Below are 21,019 nucleotides of genomic sequence, written 5' to 3'. Positions count from 1 at the left end.
CCCTAACCGGACAGGTTGAAGTTGCCCGAGCCGCCGTAGATCGCAAGCGAGACGAGCAGCGTCACCGCGACGACACAGATCAGCGACAGCCGTACCCCCCGCCCGACCGCGGTTCCGACCCCGGACGGCCCGCCTGCGGCGTGGTAGCCGTAGTAGGTGTGGATCAGCATCACCAGCATCGCCATCGCCAGCACCTGGACGAACGACCACGCGACGTCGAGCGGGTTGAGAAACGTGGAGAAGTAGTGGTCGTACAGGCCCGGCGACTGCCCGAAGATCACCACCGTCGTGAACCGTCCGGCGAGGAACGACGCCACCAGCGCGAGCGAGTACAGCGGCAGGATCGACAGCATTCCGGCCACCACCCGGGTGCTGACGACGTAGGGCACCGAGCTGATCGCCATCGATTCGAGTGCGTCGATCTCCTCGCTGATCCGCATTGCGCCCAGCTGTGCGGTGGAGCCGGCTCCGATAGTGGCGGACAACCCGATTCCCGCGATCACCGGTGCCGCGATGCGCACGTTGATGAACGCGGAGAAGAACCCGGTCAACGCCTCGACGCCGATGTTGCCGAGCGAACTGAAACCCTGGATGGCGATGGTGCCTCCGGATGCGAGGGTCAGGAAGCCGACGACGGCGACGGTGCCGCCGATCAGGGCGAGCGCCCCCGTGCCCATGCTGATCTCGGCGATCAGGCGCAGCACCTCCTTCGGGTGCCTGCGCAGTGCCGACGGGATGTGCGCGACGGCGCGGGCGAAGAACACCGCCTGACGTCCGAGGTCGTCGATCGACCTGGACGCCCGCGCCACCCGGGCCCGGGTCGGCCCGAACTTTCCGGTCTCGGTCAGTGCCACCGACGTCCCCTCACCCCGCCGCCAACCGGATCCCGACCGCGGTCACGATCGTGTTGACCACGAACAGCGCCATGAACGCGTACACGACGGTCTCGTTGACCGCCTCCCCAACGCCCTTCGGACCACCACGCACCGCCAGACCCCGATAGCACGCAACCAGGCCGGCGAGCAGCCCGAACAACGCCGCCTTCACCATCGAGATCGCCACCTCGGGAAGCCCGGTGAGCAGGGTGATCCCCTCGGCGAACGCGCCCGGGTTGACACCCTGCAGGAACACCGAGAACGCGAATCCGCCCGCGATGCCGATCACGCAGACCAGGCCATTGAGCAGCAGCGCGACCACCGTCGACGCCACCACCCGCGGGATCACGAGGCGGGTGACTGGGTCGATGCCGAGGACTTCCATCGCATCGATCTCCTCCCGGATGGTCCGGGAGCCCAAGTCCGCGCAGATGGCGGTGGCCCCCGCCCCCGCGACGATGAGGACCGTCACGACGGGACCGACCTGGGTCACCGCTCCGAGCGCGGCGCCGGCACCACTCAGGTCGGCGGCACCGATCTCCCGGAGCAGGATGTTGAGGGTGAAACTCACCAGCACGGTGAACGGCACCGCGACCAGGATCGTCGGGACAATCGACACGCGGGCGATCATCCAACTCTGCTCGAGGAACTCGCGCAGCTGGAAGCGGGTGCGTACCAACCCGACCGCGACCTCGGCCGTCATCCGGTAGAACTCACCGAGACCCCGGAGCATCCCCCGCCCGAGTTCCCGCGAGCCCCCCCGCCCGGATTCCTGCGAGACCACCGAACCCCCCTGGCCGGTCACGGTCAGTGCACCACGGGACACTCGGCGGCGGCCGCGGCGGCGCCCGCTGCCGGGCGGCCATAGTCAACCCGAAACTCCTTGATGCCGTTGATCCATCCGGACTGCAACCGGATCGGGTCACCGAGCCTGCTGATGTCGGGCAGGTGATCGGCGATCTTGCTGAAGATCAGGTCGATCTCCATCCGGGCCAGATTCGCGCCGATGCAGTAGTGGGGTCCGGTGCCCCCGAACGCGAGGTGCGGGTTCGGATCCCGACGGATGTCGAAGGTGGCCGGATTCTCGAACACGTCCTCGTCGAAGTTCGCGGACCCGTACAGCAGCACCACCCGCTGCCCGGCCCCGATCGGGGTCCCCGCAATCTGGGTGTCGACCAGCGCGGTGCGCTGCTGCGCGATCAGCGGCGACGCCCAGCGGAGGATCTCGTCGGCCGCCGTCCTCGGGCGGTCCCGCTTGAATAGCTCCCACTGCTCCGGATGGTCGAGGAAGGCGAGGATCCCCAGCGTTGTCGCGTTGCGAGTCGTCTCGTTGCCCGCGACCGCGAGCATGATCACGAAAAACCCGAACTGTTCCGGGGTGAGGACCTCGCCGTCGACGTCGGCGTGCACGAGTTTCGAGATGATGTCCTCGAGCGGCTCCGCCCGCCGTGCCTCCGCGAGTTGGTAGGCGTAGCCGAGGATCTGGGCGGACGCCATCCTGGACTCGCCGGCAAGGCTCTCGTCGTCGTAGCCGGTCATCTGGTTCGACCACTCGAACAGCTGCTGGCGTGCCTCCGGCGGGACACCGAGCAGTTCCGAGATCGCCTGCATCGGCAGCTCACTGGCCACCTGGTTCACGAAGTCACCGTGCCCGGCTGCCGCGGCCGCGGTCGCGATGTCCTCGGCCCGTGCGTCGAGTTTCTCGCGCATCGACTCGACGGACCGGGGCGTGAACAGCCGGGAGACCAGCTTGCGCAGCTGGGTGTGCTCCGGGGCGTCCTTGTTGATCAGGACGTGCTTGGTGACCTCGAGTTCCTCCGGGGTGATCGCCGCCTCGTGCCGGGGGATTGCCCCGTTGGCGTTGGAGGAGAACTCGTCCGAGCGCAGCGACACGTCCCGGATGTCCGCATGCCGGGAGACGACCCAGAAGCCGTCGTCGGGGAAGCCGTCCACCCCCGGTTCCTTCGCGTTCCACCACACCGGTGCACACGCGCGGAGCCTCGCGTACTCCTCGAACGGGATCCGCTCGCCGTGCAGTCGGGGATCGGTGAAGTCGAAGCCCGCGGGTAGATCCAGATCGGCACTGTCTGCCATTGCAGTGACTCCTCAGGGAAGTGGGCGCGCCGGATGAACGTGCGCGAGGGCACTCAGTCGATGTGGTGATCGGGATCGTTGGCCGCCGCATACGCCTTCGCCCAACCGAAATCGGGTTTGCCGCTGGGTGTTCGGGCGATCTCCTCCGCCACCCAAAAGGTGCGGGGGATCTTGTACCCCGCGAGCTGCGTGCGGGTGTGCTTCTCGAGGGAATCGAAGTCGATAGGGGTGCCGTCGCGGCCGTGCAGCACCGTCGCCACCCGGCTGCCCCACCGATCGTCGGGGACGCCGATCACGATCGCGTCGTACACGTCGGGGTGCGCCTTCACGACGGCCTCGACCTCCTCCGCGAACACCTTCTCGCCGCCGGTGTTGACGACCATGTTGCCGCGCCCGAGCAGGGTGATGGACCCGTCGTCCTCGATCCGCGCCCGATCCCCGGTCACCACCGCCCGCTGCGGGGCCCCGCCCGAGGCCCCGTCGGCGGCGCCGGTGACCATCCGGAAGATCTCGGCGGACTTGGCCGGATCGTTGTAGTAGCCGACCGGCACGTTCCCGAGCTTGGCGAGCCAGCCCTCGGCACCCGACCCGGCAGGCAGGATCCGATCATCGTCGTCCACCACCACCGAGAACCGATTCGCGGCGACCTTCGGCCCACCCCGCTGTTGCGACCCCTTCGTCGCGAAACCGATTCCGCCGAAGCCTGTTTCGGACGAACCAACCGAATCGGTGATCATCAGGTTCGGCATCGCCTCGAAGAAGGCGTCCTTGACGGCCGCCGAGAACAACGCGGCGCCGGACGCAACCACACCGAGGCTCGAGGTGTCCCGGTCCTGTCGGCGGTACGCATCCACCAGGGGTCTGCCCATCGCGTCCCCGGTGATGACCATGACCTGCGGACGGTGCTCGGCCACGACCTCCCAGACCTGCTCGGCGTCGAATCGGGGTTCCATGATCACCGTGTTCCCGGAGAAGAAGGCGGTGAACGTGGGCATCAACGCAGAGGTATGGATCAGCGGCGGCAGCATCAGCCACCGCATCGCCTCCGCTGCCGCGGCCCCGGTCCGGGACTGTTGGTACTCGTCGGTGATCGGCGCACCGGAGTAGAAGTCGTACCCTCCGCCGAGGACCCGCCAGATGTCCTCGTGCCGCCACACCACCCCCTTCGGCCGTCCGGTGGTTCCGCCGGTGTAGAAGATGTACCGATCGTCCGGACTGCGTTCACCGAAGCCCCGTTCCGGGGATCCGGCGGCGAGCGCGTCCGCGTAGGTGATCGCGCCAGGGACCCGCTCCGCCGCACCGGTTGCCAGTGCGTCCGGGACCGCAACGAGGTGCCGGATCCGCGGCGCGGCGGGCAGCACCTCGGCGATCCGATCCGCGAAACCCTGATGGAAGACCAGGGCGTCGAGATCGGCGTTGTCGTAGAGATACTGCAACTCGTCTGCGGTGTACCGGTAGTTGACGGTGAGCGGGACCGCGCGGAGCTTGAACGCGGCAAGGATCGCGACCATCGTCTCGATCGAATTGTGCATGTGCACACCGATGTGCGCGCCGGCACCGAAGCCCGCGTCTGCGAGGTGATGCGCGAACCGGTTGGCCCGCTCGTCCAGCTCGCGGTAGGTGACCTTCTCGCCGGAGACGATCATTGCGAGACGGTCGGGCATTGCATCCACGGAGTGCTCGAACAGATCAGCGAACATGTAGGCCATATGTGCATGTCCTTCGTCGGATGTGGGCGCTCACACTACATAGAGCGGCAGGGGAATTCCGCGATCTTCGAAAACAAAGGCGGCACCGGTGCTGACCTTGGTGATCGCCACCTCAACGCACTCCGGTGCTGACTCGTCGGTGAGGTCGACGGTGACCAGCAGCCCCGAGGCCTCCTCGCCGAGGACCCGGACCGTGAAGCGCGGGTTCACCCCACGCACCAGCGCCTGCAACGGCTCGAGGTGGGCCCCGTCGATGAGGGTCGGCCAGCCGCCGTCGGTGTCGACCGGTCCGCCGCGGCCCAGCCACAGGTCCAGCCGTGTTCCGTCGAACCGGATCTCGCTGTGCACGTACTGTTTCGGCGCCAGCAGCGGATGCACCGACAGCACGGTGGCCAGTCCCTCCAGGTCGTCGGGCAGCCCCAACGCGTCTCGGATCCGCCGCGCGGCGACCCCGGCGATTCCGGTCAGTTGCTTGCGGGTGATCTCGGCGGCAGCGTCCGCGTCGGCCCGCTTGCGCACCGCGAGCTGGAACCCGAGCACGAGCAGGTGCTGCTGCAGGCACACCTCCTCCGCGATCCGCACCAGCGTCGACCGGGAGAAGTCGGCGAACCGCAGGTCCGACAGGAGTGGCCCCGAATAGTCGTGTGCCCCTTCGTCGGAGTGGTCGATCGGGGTGAGCTCGAGGGCGTATGCCTCGGTGCGTCCGATCTGCTCGGTGTGTGGTTCCATCACCGGCGGGATGTGCGCGTCGTCGATGATCACCGTCCACGCGCAGTGCGGATGCCGGTCCGCTGGCCTGCGCGGCGGCCGGTGAATCGGACGCACCTGGGCGTGCGGGTTGGTCGCCAGCGCGGTCGCGTCGAAGGTCGGGTCCTCGATGTCGTGGCACATCGCGGTGACGTACTCGTCGCCGAGCGGCTCGACGTCCATCAGCGCCCCGCAGTGGTCCAGCCAGAACTCGCCGCGGCGCGGAGTGTCCACCCGATACCGGAAGTCCATGAACTGCGGCGGTGCGCCGATGTCGAGCTGCAGTCCCTTGAAGATGGTCACCACGTCGTCGCCCTCGTAGCCGAGCGCCCGCTGCATCCGCCGGGTGTACCAGGGGCTCGACGCCTGCCATTCCTCGATCGCGACCTGCGCCATGCCGTCCCGGCCGAACCGGGCGATCAGGTGTGCCATGCCGGACCGGTCGATCAGCTGCCCGCACAGCAGTAGCTCGGGCACCACGGTGGCGAGGTCCGCGCGGGAAAGCGCCTCGAACGACCGCCTCGCCTCGGTGCTCACCACAGCGGCACCGGCGCGGTGCCGACCCGGTACCAGCCCGGCAGTTCCTTGCCGGACACCGAGCGCTGGATCCGGCCCTGCATGCCCGTCGACAGCGCGTTGTCCTTGATCATCTCCATGAACAGCGCGGACACGTTCCCGAAGTCGAAGAAGTCGCGCTGCCAGGACCATTGGAAGTTGCCGCCGTAGCGGAACCAGCTGCCGCCGATGCCGTACACGGAGTAGTTGCCGCCGTCGGCGCGGGTGGCATCGGCGACCTGCTTCCACAGCCCGATCACGTTGCCGCTGCGCTCGTCGACGACGAACTCCTGGTACGGGTATTGCCAGCCGTCGAGCCCCTGCATCTCGAGGCCGAGCGCGACCTCGCGGATCTCGTCCCGCCCGACGGCCATGAAGTCCTGCTTGGGGCCGTAGTTCCAGCCGTAGGTGGCGTCGTCGGTGTAGAAGTCGGCCAACGGCGTCCAGTCGCCCGCGGCCTCGGCGCTCTTGTTTCCGTCCACCCAGCGCTGCACCATCTCGTCGAGTTCGGCGCGGTCGAATCCGGTCATGCTCTCTCTCCTCGAAGTCTCGTCGTGCGGATGTTGCTCGGTACGGGGTCGACCGGGCGGGGGCGCGGTCGGGGTGCTCAGTCGGGTGTGACCCGCAGTGCCCGCGTCGGGCAGTAGCGGATCGCGTTCTCCACATCGCCGCGCAACGATTCGGGCGGGGTCGGGTCGAGAATCTCGACGGTTCCCCGCTTCGGCACCGTGAACACGTCCGGCGCCTCCATCTCGCAGGCGGCATGCCCCTGGCACAGATCCGGGTCCACCTCGACGCGCATCGTCATGCCTCGCTCGGGCTGTGCGAGACCGGGAGTCCGGTCTCGGTGGGCGCCGCCGCCGCGCCTGCCGGAACGCGACCGGGGCGCCTGCGGTAGCGCACCGTGCACGGCTGCTGCAGCTGGACCACCATCTTGCTGTGATCGTTGCGGTAACTGTCCGCGGGTTGCGCCATCTCGAACTCAAAGTCCCGCAACAGGATTGAAAAGATCGCCTTCAACTGCATCTGCGCGAAGGCGGCACCGACGCACCGGTGCCTGCCCGCACCGAACGGGATCCAGGTCCACCGGTTAACGATGTCCTCCTGATTCGGGTCGAGGTAGCGACCCGGATCGAACCGGTCCGGGTTCGGGAAGTCCTCGGCGATCCGGTTCGAGATCGCCGGGGTCGCGGCAACGAGATTGCCCTCGTCGATCGCGAAGCCGCCGACCTCGAAGTCGCCGCGGGCGACCCGGAGCAGGAGGATCAGCGGCGGATGCAGCCGCAGGGTCTCCTTGATCACCGCCTCCAGCACCGGGATCTGCCGCAGCGCGTGGAAACTGATGTCGGCGCCGTCGGAGTACAGCTCGTCGAGTTCGGTGGTGACCCGCTCCATCGTCTCCGGATGCCGGAGCAACTCGATCAACGACCAGGCGGCGGTCCCGGAGGTGGTGTGGTGACCGGCGAACATCATCGAGATGAAGATGCCGGTGATCTCGTCGGCGGAGAAGCGCAGGTTGCCATCCTCGTCGCGGACCGAGACCAGGACGTCGAGCATGTCCCGGTCCTCCCTGCCGACGGGCGGGTGCGCGATCCGTCCGGTCATGATCTCCTGCACCAACTCGACGAGGGCCAGCCGGGCCGCGTCCCGCCTGCGGAAGCTCTCGATCGGCGCGTACGGGTCGACGAACGCGATCGCGTCGGTGCCCTGCTCCAGCTCGTGGTAGAGCCTGGCGAAGCGGTCGTCCAGCTGGTCGCGGAACTTCTTGCCGATCAGGCACGCCGAGGAGGTGTAGATGGTCAGCTCGGCGAAGAACTCGAGCAGGTCGATCTCCCCGTCGTCGCCCCAGCCAGCGACCAAGTTTTCGACCTCGACGCCGATCGTCGTCGCGTGTCCCTTCATCTGCTCACCGCGCAACGCCGAGTTGTGCAGCATCTCCTTGCGGCGCTCGGGGCTGGCGTCAAAGACCACACCCTCGCCGAAGATCGGCTTCATGAACGGGTAGGCGGCCTGCTGGTCGAGGTCCTCGTCGTCGGAACGGAAGAAGAACTCGTTGGCCTCGGCGCCGGAGAGCAGCACCACGGTCTTGTCGACGAGCCGGAAGGTGCCGACGTCGCCGCACTCCTCCCGCACCCGGCGCATCAGGGCGATCGGATCGGTCCGCAGTTCCTCGAGGTGGCCGTGTTCGTGTTCGCCGCCGGACACCCGGGGCGGGGTGGGGAGTGTCATCGGTCGGTCTCCTCTGCGCTGACGGGGGCGAGGGGCGCTTCCGGCTGCACCTCGACCAGGACGAGGTGGGCGCCGCGCGGGGCGCTCACCACGGCGACAATGGCGTTTGCCATGTCGGAGGCGCGCAGGAAGTAGCCGTGCCTGGCGAAGCCCCACCTGGTCCACAGCTCCGCGACCGGGGCGAGGATCTCGGGTGTCGAGTCCATGCCCATCCCCGTGAACGTCGGTCCGGGCCGGACGATCGATGCTCGAATCCCGGTGCCCTCCAGCTCCATCCGCATCTGCCGCCCCATCGCCTCGAGGCCTGCCTTTGCCGCGTCGTAGGCACCCATTCCGGGCCGTTGCCGGTCCGCACAGTCCGAGCCGATGAGCACGAAGTCCCCACGGCGTCGCGCCCGCATGCCGGGCAGCACCCGGTGCGCCAGCCGCTGCGCACCGACCAGGTGCACATCGATCTGCTTGGCGAACCGCACCGGGTCCATCTCGTCGGCCATCCCGAACTCAAGGTCACCGGCACCGGAGACGACGATCTCGGCCGGACCGATCGCCGCCTCGGCCGCCGTGACGAAGGCGTCAACGGAGTCGTTGTCGGTCACGTCGAGGAGGTGCGCGAACGCCTCTCCCCCGTTGCTCCGGATCTTGTCGGCGATCGCCTCGGTCTGCGCAACCCGGCGAGCACCGAGCGCGACGGGGTGACCGAGTTCGGCGAGCGCGTAGGCGGTCGACTCACCGATCCCGGAGGATGCGCCACTGATCAGGGCGGGTCTGCGGTCGGGGTTGGGTTCGAAACGGGGCATCAGCGCACCTGCACCTTCACCGGCAGGGCCGCGAAGCCCCGCACGTTCGTCGAATGGACACGTTCGATTCCGGACTCGTCGACGTCGTAGGCCCGAACCTGCCGAGCGAACTCCGCCAGCGCGATGTTCGCCTCGAGTCGCGCCAGGTGCGCACCGAGGCAGAAGTGCACGCCGCCACCGAAACTCGCCAACCTGGTGGAGGCACCGCGACCGATCAGGAACTCGTCGGCATCCTCGAACACCTCGTCGTCGCGGTTGGCCGAGCCGATCAGCAGCAGCACCTTCTCCCCCGCGGGCACCACCGCGCCGTGATACTCGAGGTCGACGGCGCTGGTGCGGGCGACGATCTGACTGGAGGTGTCGTAGCGGAGGGTCTCCTCCACCCAGTCGGGGACCCGATCCGGATTGCCGAGGACCGGCGCGACCTGATCCGGATGCCGTGCACCCCAGTACAGCGCGTTCCCGAGCAATTTGGTTGTGGTCTCGTTGCCCGCCACGACCATCAGGAACATGAACCCCAGGATCTCCTGGTCGGTCAGCTTGTCGCCATCGATCTCGGCGTCGAGCAGTGCCGAGGTGAGGTCCTCGGTGCGTGAGCGCCTGCGTTCGGCGATCATGTCCTTGTAGTAGGCCATCAGCGCCATCGAGGACTCCACCGCAGCCTGCGGGACGTCCAGCACGCCATCCTCGCGGTGCACCACCAGGTCCGCCATCCGGCGCAGTTCGGTGCGGTCGGCCTGCGGCACCCCCAGTAGCTCGGAGATCACGTCCATCGGCAGCCGTCCGGCGACCTCGGCGATCCAATCGAACTCGCCGGCGGCGAGGGCCGGATCCAGGTACTGCCTGGCAAGTTCGTGGATCCGGCCGTCGAGTTCGGCGACGCGCCGCGGCGTGAAGCCGCGGGACACCAGCTGCCGCAGCCGCATGTGCCGGGGATCGTCCATCGCGAGAAACGACATCACCAGGTGGGCGTGTGGACCGTACGCCGCCGGGTCGAGCGAGACGCCGTTGGCGCTCGAGAGCCGGGTGTTGTCCTTGAACGCCTCCATCACGTCGGCGTGCCGGGACAACGCCCAGAACCCGAGGTCGGTGTTGTGGTACAGCGGCGACTCCTCGCGCAGGCGCCGGTAGGTCGGGTACGGGTCGTCGTGGAAGTGGTAGTCGTACGGGTTGAACACCAGCGGGTCGAGCAGGGTCGCGCCGTTCGAATCCGTCATGCGTTACTCCAATATCATTGTGGCGGAACGCTCCAGTCGGTCGGCGAGGTCCGCGTAGGACCCGTAGCCCATCCCGGCCCTGAGCAGCGCTCCGGCGTAGAGAAGTTCGAGGGTTTCGAGCACATCGGGGTCGGGGTCGCGACCGGACGGGGTCGACTCGTCCCCGCGGAGCGCGTCGAGGAGGCGGTCGCGGATCTCGATGCCGATCCGCACCCGCAGGTGCTCCACGTCCGGGTCGCCGCCGAGCAGGGCATTGGTCACGGCAGCCGAGAGTCCGGGTTCGTCGGCGAGCAGCAGCGCGATGTCACGCAGGACGGCGACCACGCGGCCGGTTCGATCGTGGCCGTCGGTCGCCGGACGCGGCGACCGCGAGAGTCGCCGCCAGAACACCTCGGCGACGAGGTGCTCCTTCGACGAGAAGTAGGTGTACGCGGTCGCGGGCCCGACACCGGCACGGGCCGCGACGGCGCGGACGGTGAGGCCAGCGAAGTCCTCCTCCCGCAGGACGTCGACCGCCGCGACGCACAGGCGGTCGACGGTGTCCGCCTGCTTGGGGGTGAGACGGCGGCGGGTTGACTCGAAACTGCTGGGAACGCGATCACTACTAGACACGTGTCCAGACATTACTACAGTTCGCGAAGCGCAACCATCGCCCCGGACAGCCGGCCGCACCGTGTCGCACACGATCATCGCCGACCGGCATCGCCGGTCGCGCAGCCGAACGAACCCGGCCCGAGTCAAACGCGCCATGACCGAACTCCCTTCTATGCGACGAGCGGAGATGTGCCCGAAACCCGTTGCACGCGACATTTGTGCAAACTATAGTCCAGACACCTGTCCAGAAAGGAGTTTTGCGCAATGACGCTTCGACCTTCCGACAGCTCGGCACTGCTCGTCGACGGCAAGCTGATTCCCGGATCCGGCGGCACCTTCGAGATCGTCAATCCCGCAACCGAGGAGATCGTCGGCCGCGCCGCAGAGGCCACCGCCGCCGACATGGACGCGGCGATCGCGGCCGCACGCACGGCCTTCGACACCACCAACTGGTCCCGCGACCACGCCTTCCGCGCCCACTGCCTCCGCCAACTCCGCGACGCGCTGCAGTCGCACCTTGAGGAACTGCGCGAGATCACCATCGCCGAGGTCGGTGCGCCCGCCATGCTGACCAACGGGCCGCAGCTCGCCGGGCCGATCGAGGACCTGCGGTACTGGGCCGATCTCGCCGAAAACTATGCGTGGGAGCAGGATCTCGGCAGTGCAACCCCGATGGGCATCCCCACCCACCGCCGCCTGCTCAAGGAGGCGATCGGCGTGGTCGGCGCGATCACCCCGTGGAACTTCCCGCACCAGATCAACTTCGCCAAGCTCGGCCCGGCCCTCGCCGCGGGCAACACGGTGGTCCTCAAGCCTGCCCCCGACACGCCGTGGTGCGCGGCCCTGGTCGGCACGGTGATCGCCGAGGAGACCGACATCCCGCCCGGCGTCGTCAACATCGTCACCTCCACCGACCACCGGCTCGGCGAGCAACTGTGCACCGATCCCCGCGTCGACCTGATCTCGTTCACCGGGTCCACCGGCACCGGCCGCGCGGTGATGGCGGCGGCCTCACGGTCGCTGAAGAGGGTGTTCCTCGAACTCGGGGGCAAGTCCGCGTTCATCGTCCTCGACGACGCCGACATCGCGGGCGCCAGTTCCTACGCCGCGTTCTCGGTCGCCGTGCACGCCGGCCAGGGCTGTGCGCTGTGCACCCGGCTGCTGGTGCCCCGCGAACGGTACGACGAGGCGGTCGCGGCCGCGGCGCGGGCAATGGCCGGGGTCGGCACCGGCGACCCCACCGACCCCGGCACCGTGTGCGGCCCGCTGATCTCCGCGAAGCAACGCGACCGGGTCGAGGGCTACCTGAGGCTGGCCGCGGAGGAGGGCGGCACCGTCGTCACCGGCGGCGGGCGGCTCGCCTCCCGGGAACGCGGCTTCTTCATCGAACCGACTCTCATTGCCGGCCTGGACAACTCGTCAAGGGTTGCGCAGGAGGAGGTCTTCGGCCCGGTCCTGGTGGTGCTGCCACACGATGGTGACGACGACGCGATCCGGATCGCGAACGACTCCCCCTACGGACTGTCCGGGGCGGTGTGGGGCACCGACCCCGATCGCATCGACCGGGTTGTCAGCGGCGTTCGCACCGGCACCCTCGGCGTCAACGGCGGCCTCTGGTACTCCGCCGACGCCCCGTTCGGCGGCTACAAGCAGTCCGGCATCGGCCGCGAGATGGGCGTCGCCGGCTTCGAGGAGTACCTCGAGACCAAGCTCGTCGCCTATCCCGCCACCACCTGAGCGGATCCACCCGCTCCACTCAGCTCGGCCACTCGAACTCGACCAGAAAGCAGGACATTTCACATGGGACGTTTCGACGGACGCACCGCGATCGTCACCGGTGCCGCACAGGGCATCGGCGAGGGGTACGCGAAGGCGCTGGCCGCGGACGGGGCCAACGTGGTGGTCGCCGACCTCAACGCGGAACTCGGTGAGCAGGTCGCCAAGCAGATCGGAGCCGACGGCGGCTCGGCGATCTTCGTACAGGTCGATGTCGCCGACGGCGCGTCGGCGCAGGCCCTGGCCGACGCGACGATCGCGAGGTTCGGCGGCATCGACCACCTGGTCAACAACGCCGCGATCTACGGCGGGATGAAGATCGATTCACTGCTGACCGTGGACTGGGACTACTACCGTCGGTTCATGTCGGTGAACATGGATGGCGCGCTGCAGGTCTGCCGGGCGGTGGTCCCGCACATGCGCGCAACCGGCGGCTCGATCGTCAACCAGTCCTCCACCGCCGCATGGACCTACTCCAACTACTACGGTCTGGCCAAGGCGGGCATCAACAGCCTCACCCAGCAGTTGGCGACCGAACTCGGCTGGTCAAAGATTCGGATCAACGCGATCGCCCCCGGCCCGATCGACACCGAAGCCACCCGGACGTCCACGCCACAGGCCATCGTCGCCGACATGGTGAAACGGATCCCGTTGCAGCGGATGGGCACTCCCGAGGACCTCACCGGCCTGTGCCTGTTCCTGCTGTCCGACGAGGCGAGCTGGATCAGCGGCCAGATCTTCAACGTCGACGGCGGACAGGTGTACCGGTCATGAGCACGGGCACGCCGAACGCAACGGCGGTGACCGTCGGATACATCGGTCTCGGCAACATGGGTGCGCCGATGGCGAAGCGATTGCTGGACTGGCCGGGCGGGCTGGTGGTGTGCGACGCCCGCCCCGAGGCCGTGGAACCGTTCGTCGCCGACGGGGCCGCCGCGGCCGCCACCCCGGCCGCCGTCGCTGCGCAGGCCACGGTGATCTCGGTGACCGTCCTCGACGACACCCAGGTCCGCGACGTCGTCACCGGCCAGGACGGCATCCTGTCCACCGCAACGCCCGGCACCGTCATCGCAGTGCACTCGACGATTGCGGACACCACCGCGGTGGAGTTGGCGCAGGCCTGCCTGCAGGCGGGGGTGCATCTGGTGGACGCCCCGATCAGTGGCGGCGCGATGGGCGCCAAACAGGGTCGGCTCGCGGTCATGGTCGGTGGCACCGAGGAGGCGTTCGAGGCGGTACGCGGACCCTTCGCCCGGTTCGCCGAACTGGTCGTGCGGGCGGGCGAGGTCGGTGCGGGTACCCGCATGAAACTGGCCCGCAATCTCCTGCACTTCATCTCGTTCACCGCAGCCACCGAGGCGCAGCGGCTTGCCGAGGCGGCGGGCCTGGATATACGTGACCTCGGGAAGGTGGTGCGGCACACCGACGCGATCACCGGCGGGCCCGGCGCGATCATGCTCCGCGACACCACCGCACCGGTCGCCGAATCGGACGGGTGGTACTCGATTCTCGGGCACGTCCGCACCCTCGGAGAGAAGGACCTGTCGCTCGCGCTCGATCTCGGCGATCGGCTCGACGTCGACCTGCCGCTCGCCACCGCCGCGCTCACCGGACTCGGTCCCGGGCTCGGGGTGGGTCCCGGCACCCTCGCCCAATCCGCACCATCGAAGGAGCCCGCATGAGCGAGAACGGAAACGCAGCCGACGGCGTCACCAGTGAGGCCCGGCGTCGCGGTGTCGCGATGATGAACCAGGTCTACGGGTGGGAGATGCCCGCCGACGTGCCCGGCGACTTCTTCGCCGTCACCGCCGATCACCTGTTCGCCGATATCTGGACCCGCCAGGGACTGAGCCTGCGCGACCGACGCCTGCTGCTGCTCGGCGCGATCGCGGCACAGGGGCAGACGGAGGTCGCGAAGATTCAAATCAACGCGGCGATCGGAAACGAGGAACTGACCGAGCAGCAGGTGGAGGAGGCCGCGATCTTCCTCTGCCACTACGTGGGCTGGCCGCTGGGGACCGGGCTGAACAACGCCCTGATCTCGGTGAAGTCGGATCGACGGAAGGCCGCCCGGGCCGCGGAGAAGGCGGCGGCCGCACAGGCCGCCGAAAACGGTTCCGCTCCGTAACGCAATTCGGCCCCGAACCCCACCCGGACCGGAAATACTGCTCTGATGCGCGTCTCCGCCGCCCGTGCGTGATTTTCACCCCGATTGGGGTGAAAATCACGCACAGTGCGGGGACCCGCACACTGCACCCGACACGAAGGACCCGATCACCCATGGCCGAGGCCACCCCCATCCGTCCCCTGCCCGCATCGAGCATCGACACCTGGCACCACGAGGCCGACGTGGTGATCGCCGGCTACGGCATCGCCGGGGTCAGCGCCGCGATCGAGGCCGCCCGCGCGGGCGCCGACGTCCTGGTCCTCGAGCGGACCAGCGGATGGGGTGGGGCGGCCGCCCTTGCCGGCGGGTTCATCTATCTCGGTGGCGGCACCCCGCTGCAGAAGGCCCTCGGGTTCGACGACACCCCCGAGAACATGAAGGCGTTCATGATGGCCGCCCTCGGCCCTGGCGCCGACGAGGAGAAGATCACCGACTACTGCGACGGCAGCGTCGACCACTACAACTGGCTGGTCGAGAACGGGGTGCCGTTCAAGGAGAGCTTCTATGGCCAGCCCGGCTGGGAGACCCCGTTCGACGACGGCCTGATGTACTCCGGCGGCGAGAACGCCGCGCCGTTCAACACCGTCGCCGCCCCCGCGCCGCGGGGGCACGTCCCGCAGATGACGGGCAAGCGGACCGGCGAGAAGGGCGGCGGCTACATGCTGATGAAGCCGCTCGTCGAGACCGCCGAGAAGCTCGGCGTCACCGCCGAGTACGACATGCGCGTGCAGCGACTCATCACCGACGAGTCCGGCCGCGTCGTGGGCATCGTCGCCAAGCAGTACGGCAAGGAGCTCGCGATCCGGGCGCGTCGCGGCGTCGTCCTCGCCACCGGCAGCTTCGCCTACAACAAGGAGATGGTGCAGAATTACGCACCGCGGCTGATCGGCAAGCCGGGCGCGTCCATCGAGGAGCACGACGGCAAGGCCATCCAGATGGCGCAGGCAATCGGTGCCGACCTCTCCCACATGGACGCCACCGAGGTCGCGTTCTTCGGTGATCCGCAGCTGATGGCCCGCGGCATCCTCGTCAACGGCCGCGGTCAGCGCTACGTCAACGAGGACACCTACCCGGGGCGGATCGGACAGGAAACGTTGCTGCGCAACGGAAACCAGGCGTATCTGATCATCGACGAGGCGGCATATGAGGAGGGTTGCGCAGGCGACAGCTCCACTCCGTACTTCCGCTTCCAGCCGAAGTGGGTTGCCGAGACCGTCGAGGAACTCGAATCCGAGATGGGCTTGCCCGCGGGCACCCTGCAGTCGACGGTCGAGGTGTACAACCGGCACGCCGCGAACGGCGAGGATCCGGTCCTCGGGAAGAAGCCGGAATGGTGCAAGCCGATCGGCTCCCCCATCGCCGCACTGGATCTGCGCAACTGCACCGCGGGCTTCACCCTCGGCGGCCTGCGCACCACGATCAACTCCGAGGTCCTGCACGTCTCCGGTGAGCCGATCCCCGGCCTGTTCGCCGCCGGGCGCTGCACATCCGGGGTGTGCGCGGGCGGGTACGCGTCCGGAACCTCGCTCGGCGATGGCAGCTTCTACGGCCGCCGCGCGGGCATCTCGGCGGCGAAGGGCTGACCGCTTTGGGGTGGCCCGTGCGGATCACCGGCCACCCCGAAGCGCTCGATGCTGGTAGCGTCGCCAGCATGTCCACCGCGCAGAAAGGCTCATGACGGGCCGTCGCACTCTCGCCGTCGAGGTTGAGAACATCGCCATCGAGGACGGCGAGGCCCCGCTCCCCCGGGTCGGGTCGGTCATCGCACTGTCGCTCAGGTTTGTCGAGCTCCCACCCGCCACCGATGACGTGGTGACGATGTGCGCTCCGCTGGAACCTGATCCGGGACCCCCTATCCAGGCGTACGCCGGCGAGGACACCCCACGGCGCACGCAGTGGTCGGGGCTGCTCCGCGGGGACGGCTGGACGGCGTCCTGGCGCGGCTTCCGTCCCCGCACCGGGCAGGTCGAACTCACCGGCCGCTTCCACTGCGTCCTCGGCGACGACGCCGGACGCGTGCGGGGGCGCGTCACCCGGGTTCGGATCGTGAGCGAGCGCTTTCGACGCCGACCCGGACCCGGTACCGCATGGAACATGTCGGCGGGGCACCGGAGACTCCGGGACGTCGACGTCTCGCCGCGGTTCTTCGACCGTGAGGCGCTGTACGCGCAGGACCGGGACGAGGCGGACTCCGATGTCGGCGTGTTGATCGACCTCGAACTCGACGACGTGCCCACGCTGCCGACCCGACCGAGCATCGTCCCCGGCGGCGTCTCGGCGGCTGGCGGACGGCTGTGGGTGTCGGACTGCACCCTGCCCGTAGTGGTGAGCATCGACCGTGACCGCACCGTTCGTGAACACGTGCTGCCCGCACCGATCGGCCCGTCCCGCCGCGTCTGGGCGACACCGACGGGCTGCTGGGTCGGCGGCCGCGACGGCCTCTTCCGGTGTGCCGACGACGCGGAGCCACGTCGCGTCGGTGACGGGGCAGCACACACGGCAGTAGTCCTGGGCGACGCGCTGCTGGTGTGCCGAGCGGAGGGCGCTTGGGTGCTGCACCGACCGGACGCCGACCCCGTCGAGATTGACGCTCCGCATGGCCATGTCGCCGCGATCGCCAGCGACAGGGCGGTGGCCATTGCCGCTGTTGCACTGGATAATTCGACTATCCGACTCGTTCGGGTCGACCCGACCGGCGCGGCGACGATCGGTCCGGAACTGCGGCACTCCGGACGGAGCAGCCGCCTGTTCCTCGCCGGATCACCGTCACTCCTCTTCCTGGGCGACCACGCGGTGCCGGTGCTTCCGGACCTGACGCTCGGAACGCCGCGACGGCTGCCCAGCACGGTGATGGTCGGCGGACAGGTCGGGCCGTACGCGTGGACCGTCAATCACCCACCGGACGGGTCGGGACGATCGGGATGGTGGCCGCTGCCCGGTCCGGTGGATTACGACCGCGGGCGACAGTTCTGGCTGTTCACCCTGCTGGACCCGCACACGCTGGAACCGGTACGCAGCACCCCAATCCTCGCGACCCGGCCATCGGTCACGGTCGACGACGACGGCGCCGTGTGGGTCGTGGCCGAGGGGGTTCGGTCAATCCCCGACGCCACGATGCGGTGGCCGGAGGTGCTCGACGTCGCCGCACTCCTCGATGCATCGCGCAGTCGAGAGCCACGCCCGCCCCGCGACCCCGCCGATCCTGATCCGCCGTGACCGCGTGGCTCCCGGTGGAGATCAGCCGGGCTGCGCGGCGTCGAGCGCGGCGAGGTACCCGAAGACGATCGCCGGTCCAATGGTCGCCCCTGGGCCCGCATAGGTATGTCCCATGACCGGCGCGCTGGTGTTGCCCGCCGCGTAGAGTCCGCCGATCACGGTGCCGTCGGCGTGGAGAACCCTTCCGACGCTATCGGTTTCCACACCACCCTTGGTTCCGAGGTCACCGGGCACCATCTGCGCCGCGTAGAACGGCGGCTTGGTCAGTTCCCCGAGGCTGGGGTTCGGCCTGTTGGTGATGTCGCCGTAGTAGTGGTCGTAGCGACTCTGCCCGCGGCCGAAGTCGGGGTCGGTGCCCGACCGGGCGTGCGCGTTGAACCGGTCGACGGTACCGGCCAGCGCGTCGGCGGGAATGCCGATTTTCTCGGCCAACTCACGCATCGAGCCGGCACTGGTGATGACGCCGGACCGCTGCCACGACCGCGGCAGCGGCTGCCTGGCGGGAACGCCTGCGAACATGTAGCGGTTGCGGTACGTCTGGTCGAAGATCAGCCAGGCGGGGAGGTTGTCCGCCGGACCGTCGCCCTGCCCGAAGGGGCCGCCGAACATTCGGTGGGTCGCCTCGACGTAGGGCAGGGATTCGTTCATGAACCGGACGCCGCGGTCGTTGACCATCAGGCTGCGCGGCAACGATCGTTCGGCCAGCGCGAACCACGGTCCGTTCGGCAGCGGGATCGACGGAGCCCACCACGCATCGTCCATGCAGGCGACGGAGGCGCCGATGCTCATGCCCGCGGTGATCCCGTCACCGGTGTTGGTCGGTGCGCCGAGGCTCCACGACGTGTCCACCGGTTCCCGCTGGTATCGCTGCCGCATGACGGCGTTGTGGTCGAACCCACCGCACGCGAGCACGACACCACGCCGGGCGCGGACCGTGGTTGGTCCCGTGCCGTCGTCGACGACGACGCCGATGACGCGGTCACCGTCGGTGACCAGCTCGGTCATCGCGGTGCCCAGCCGCACCGGAACACCGGCGGCGCGCACCCCGAGCATCAGTTGCCCCATCAATGCCGATCCGAGGCCGACCAGCTTCTTCCGTCGGATGCGTCCCATCGCCGTCCTGGCCCCGACTCGCAGCATCCGCTGCGGCCCCCGCCAGTGCCGCAATCCGGTGCTCAGCCAGCGGTAGTCGGACTGCTTGACCACGACGCCGAGCGGCGCCTTGGTGTACGAGGGATGCAGGGTCGCGAGGTCGGCGCCGAGCGCACTGGCGTCGAAGGGGCGCGGTTCGCAGGACCGTCCGGTGGCGCGGCCACCGGGGGCCTCGGGGAAGTAGTCCGAGTAGCCGTTCACCCATTCGAGGTCGAGCCCCGAGTTCGCGATCAGGAAGTCGAGCGCCTCTGGCCCCCGCTCAAGGTACGTCGCGATCCGGTCGGCGTCGGCGTCGTCGCCGACAATGCTGGTCAGGTAGGTGCGGGCCGCGGCGAGATCGTCGGACGGCGCGTCCCGCCGCAACACCGAGTTGCCCGGGATCCAGACGCCGCCACCGGACCGCGCGGACGATCCGCCCCAGTACTCGGACTTCTCGACGAGCACGGCTTCGAGGCCGTTGCGTGCGGCGGTGATCGCGGCCGCCATCCCCGCCGCACCCGAGCCGACGATGACGAGGTCGACCTCGTCCGTCACGCTGGCGGAATCCTGTGCCATTGTCGTTCCCTCCCTACGTTCGATGTCCATCACGATGTCCTGCTGCGGTTCTTCGACTTCCGTGGCGTCACGATCTGCTGAGTGCTCCATCGCTCACCGAGGACCGCGTCCAGCGCGCCCTCGACGCACACCGGGAGGGACGCGCCCCGGGTGCGTGGGCTGCGCAGCCACCGCAGGTAACCGAACTCGGCGGCGGCGAGCATGAGATGCACGAGCAGGCCGGGGTTGCTGTCGGATTCGGCGTCCCGGCCCATCCGCTGCGCCACCAGGTCGACCAGCCTGGCGCGGTGTTCCGGGGTGATGAGCGCGACGCGATCCAGCAGATGCGGTGCGGTCCGGAAGGCCGCCCGCCATTGCTCGACCTCCGTCGCCGCGAAGGTGGTGGAGCGGGCGAGGATCGACTGCAGGAGTGCAACGTCCGCGGGTTCATCGGCGGGCCGCTGTTCGAGCAGCGAGACGATGCCTGCGCCGCCTTCCCGGACCGGGTCGAGCAGCAGATCCTCCTTGCTGCGCACGTGCCGGAAGTAGGTGCTCGGCGAGATTCCGGCTTCGGCGGCGATCTGATCGGTCGTCACCGCGTCGAACCCGTCGCGGGCGAACAGCACGAACGCGGCCCGCTGGATCTCCGCACGGACCAGCGCCCGCTGACGCTCCCTCAATGACATTGCAGACCTTCCGTCGACATCAAGCATTGATGCGAGTATCTGCCTAGATGACAGTCACTGTCAAGCGTCGAGTCACTGCCACCATCCGACCAAGGCGCCCCGATTGGCGATGAACATTGCTGCGTATCAATCACTTCCCGATCCACTCCGTTGCCACCGGCGTGAAATGCCGACCAAGCCGCAAAGTGAGCCTCGACGACCTGGGCACCCACCGTTCCGGGTCGCCGCACCGAGCAGCTGGCATCCGCCGGAAGCCCGGAGTCAGACCGTCGCCGACGTAGCGATCACCTCCCGAACGAACCAACCGGCGAAGCAAATACCCAACCGCAAGAATCGGACCCATGACCTTGATCGGGGCACTCCTGCTCGTTGTCGGCAGCGCCGGAACGCTCGGCTCCATCCTGTACGGCGCGCCATTCCTCGGCCAGTGGACCGTCGCGGTCGCGGTTGCGTTCGTGATCATCGGAGTAGCGGGCGCATCCCTCATCACGCCACGCCGCTGATCTTCGCCCGACATTCCGAAAGCGACGGGACTCGGATGGTCAAGCAAACGCGAATATTGTTGCGCATCAATCGCATCCACACTCGAACACCCTTGCTATCGAACACACATACGAGTAACGTCAAGACATGGACCTCGACGAGCTACTCACCACACCCAACCGGGTACA

Annotated in this window: 20 protein-coding genes; 7 read left to right on the top strand and 13 right to left on the bottom strand. The window is 68.5% G+C overall.

The features are described 5' to 3' along the window. Positions 1–2: 2 nt before the first annotated feature. The 11 genes from ACFWPA_RS18585 to ACFWPA_RS18535 form a co-directional block, all read right to left on the bottom strand. Positions 3–854, bottom strand: coding sequence for an MlaE family ABC transporter permease (locus ACFWPA_RS18585; protein WP_378506723.1), 852 nt, complete (start codon positions 852–854; stop codon positions 3–5). Positions 855–864: 10 nt separating this feature from the next. Then, complete coding sequence (locus ACFWPA_RS18580; RefSeq protein ID WP_378506755.1) at positions 865–1,608, bottom strand: MlaE family ABC transporter permease; 744 nt, start codon at positions 1,606–1,608, stop codon at positions 865–867. Positions 1,609–1,682: 74 nt separating this feature from the next. Further along, entirely contained in the window at positions 1,683–2,969 is a 1,287-nt protein-coding gene (locus ACFWPA_RS18575; RefSeq protein WP_378506722.1) for a cytochrome P450, read from the bottom strand. A gap of 53 nt (positions 2,970–3,022) precedes the next feature. Next, complete coding sequence (locus ACFWPA_RS18570; protein WP_378571399.1) at positions 3,023–4,678, bottom strand: acyl-CoA synthetase; 1,656 nt, start codon at positions 4,676–4,678, stop codon at positions 3,023–3,025. Positions 4,679–4,708: 30 nt separating this feature from the next. After that, positions 4,709–5,965, bottom strand: coding sequence for a hypothetical protein (locus tag ACFWPA_RS18565; RefSeq protein WP_378506720.1), 1,257 nt, complete (start codon positions 5,963–5,965; stop codon positions 4,709–4,711). Beyond that, positions 5,959–6,510: a nuclear transport factor 2 family protein gene (locus ACFWPA_RS18560; RefSeq protein WP_378506719.1), complete on the bottom strand. Its 552-nt coding sequence runs from the start codon at positions 6,508–6,510 to the stop codon at positions 5,959–5,961. The genes ACFWPA_RS18565 and ACFWPA_RS18560 overlap by 7 nt, the downstream gene beginning before the upstream one ends. 77 nt (positions 6,511–6,587) lie before the next feature. After that, positions 6,588–6,782, bottom strand: coding sequence for a ferredoxin (locus ACFWPA_RS18555; RefSeq protein ID WP_378506754.1), 195 nt, complete (start codon positions 6,780–6,782; stop codon positions 6,588–6,590). A gap of 2 nt (positions 6,783–6,784) precedes the next feature. Next, positions 6,785–8,209 (bottom strand): cytochrome P450, encoded by a 1,425-nt coding sequence (locus ACFWPA_RS18550; protein WP_378571397.1) that lies wholly within the window; start codon positions 8,207–8,209, stop codon positions 6,785–6,787. Then, positions 8,206–9,006 (bottom strand): SDR family oxidoreductase, encoded by an 801-nt coding sequence (locus tag ACFWPA_RS18545; RefSeq protein ID WP_378571395.1) that lies wholly within the window; start codon positions 9,004–9,006, stop codon positions 8,206–8,208. The genes ACFWPA_RS18550 and ACFWPA_RS18545 overlap by 4 nt, the downstream gene beginning before the upstream one ends. Next, the gene (locus ACFWPA_RS18540) at positions 9,006–10,223 is read right to left on the bottom strand and encodes a cytochrome P450 (RefSeq protein WP_378571393.1); all 1,218 of its coding nucleotides are present in this window, start codon (positions 10,221–10,223) and stop codon (positions 9,006–9,008) included. Before ACFWPA_RS18540 ends, ACFWPA_RS18545 begins: the two co-directional genes overlap by 1 nt. 3 nt (positions 10,224–10,226) lie before the next feature. Continuing rightward, positions 10,227–10,847 (bottom strand): TetR/AcrR family transcriptional regulator, encoded by a 621-nt coding sequence (locus ACFWPA_RS18535; protein ID WP_378506715.1) that lies wholly within the window; start codon positions 10,845–10,847, stop codon positions 10,227–10,229. A 234-nt stretch (positions 10,848–11,081) separates the two neighbouring features. Between ACFWPA_RS18535 and ACFWPA_RS18530 the strand changes: the two genes are divergently transcribed. From ACFWPA_RS18530 to ACFWPA_RS18505, 6 genes are all read left to right on the top strand, one after another. Further along, entirely contained in the window at positions 11,082–12,554 is a 1,473-nt protein-coding gene (locus tag ACFWPA_RS18530) for an aldehyde dehydrogenase (RefSeq protein WP_378571391.1), read from the top strand. A 63-nt stretch (positions 12,555–12,617) separates the two neighbouring features. After that, a complete protein-coding gene (locus tag ACFWPA_RS18525) occupies positions 12,618–13,367 on the top strand; it encodes an SDR family oxidoreductase (protein WP_378506713.1) in 750 nt (249 codons plus the stop codon). Then, entirely contained in the window at positions 13,364–14,275 is a 912-nt protein-coding gene (locus ACFWPA_RS18520) for an NAD(P)-dependent oxidoreductase (RefSeq protein WP_378571389.1), read from the top strand. The genes ACFWPA_RS18525 and ACFWPA_RS18520 overlap by 4 nt, the downstream gene beginning before the upstream one ends. Beyond that, on the top strand, positions 14,272–14,721 hold the full coding sequence (locus ACFWPA_RS18515) for a carboxymuconolactone decarboxylase family protein (RefSeq protein WP_378506711.1): 450 nt from the start codon (positions 14,272–14,274) through the stop codon (positions 14,719–14,721). The genes ACFWPA_RS18520 and ACFWPA_RS18515 overlap by 4 nt, the downstream gene beginning before the upstream one ends. 152 nt (positions 14,722–14,873) lie before the next feature. Beyond that, complete coding sequence (locus ACFWPA_RS18510) at positions 14,874–16,343, top strand: FAD-dependent oxidoreductase (protein ID WP_378506710.1); 1,470 nt, start codon at positions 14,874–14,876, stop codon at positions 16,341–16,343. 91 nt (positions 16,344–16,434) lie between these two features. Then, positions 16,435–17,976 carry a hypothetical protein gene (locus ACFWPA_RS18505; protein ID WP_378506709.1) on the top strand — a complete coding sequence of 514 codons (1,542 nt, stop codon included), beginning with the start codon at positions 16,435–16,437 and terminating at the stop codon, positions 17,974–17,976. A gap of 21 nt (positions 17,977–17,997) precedes the next feature. On the opposite strand, the gene kstD is transcribed toward ACFWPA_RS18505, so the two are convergent. Continuing rightward, positions 17,998–19,683 carry a 3-oxosteroid 1-dehydrogenase gene (kstD, locus tag ACFWPA_RS18500; RefSeq protein ID WP_378506708.1) on the bottom strand — a complete coding sequence of 562 codons (1,686 nt, stop codon included), beginning with the start codon at positions 19,681–19,683 and terminating at the stop codon, positions 17,998–18,000. A gap of 29 nt (positions 19,684–19,712) precedes the next feature. Next, positions 19,713–20,348 (bottom strand): TetR/AcrR family transcriptional regulator, encoded by a 636-nt coding sequence (locus ACFWPA_RS18495; protein WP_378506707.1) that lies wholly within the window; start codon positions 20,346–20,348, stop codon positions 19,713–19,715. 341 nt (positions 20,349–20,689) lie between these two features. Between ACFWPA_RS18495 and ACFWPA_RS18490 the strand changes: the two genes are divergently transcribed. Continuing rightward, positions 20,690–20,851 (top strand): hypothetical protein, encoded by a 162-nt coding sequence (locus tag ACFWPA_RS18490; RefSeq protein WP_378506706.1) that lies wholly within the window; start codon positions 20,690–20,692, stop codon positions 20,849–20,851. Positions 20,852–21,019 lie beyond the last annotated feature (168 nt).

Source organism: Rhodococcus sp. NPDC058505 (genome assembly GCF_042720095.1).
In the GTDB taxonomy this organism is placed as follows: Bacteria; Actinomycetota; Actinomycetes; order Mycobacteriales; family Mycobacteriaceae; genus Rhodococcus_G.
Note: the sequence above shows the minus strand (reverse complement) of the source record. Positions and strands in the feature narration are given on the sequence as shown.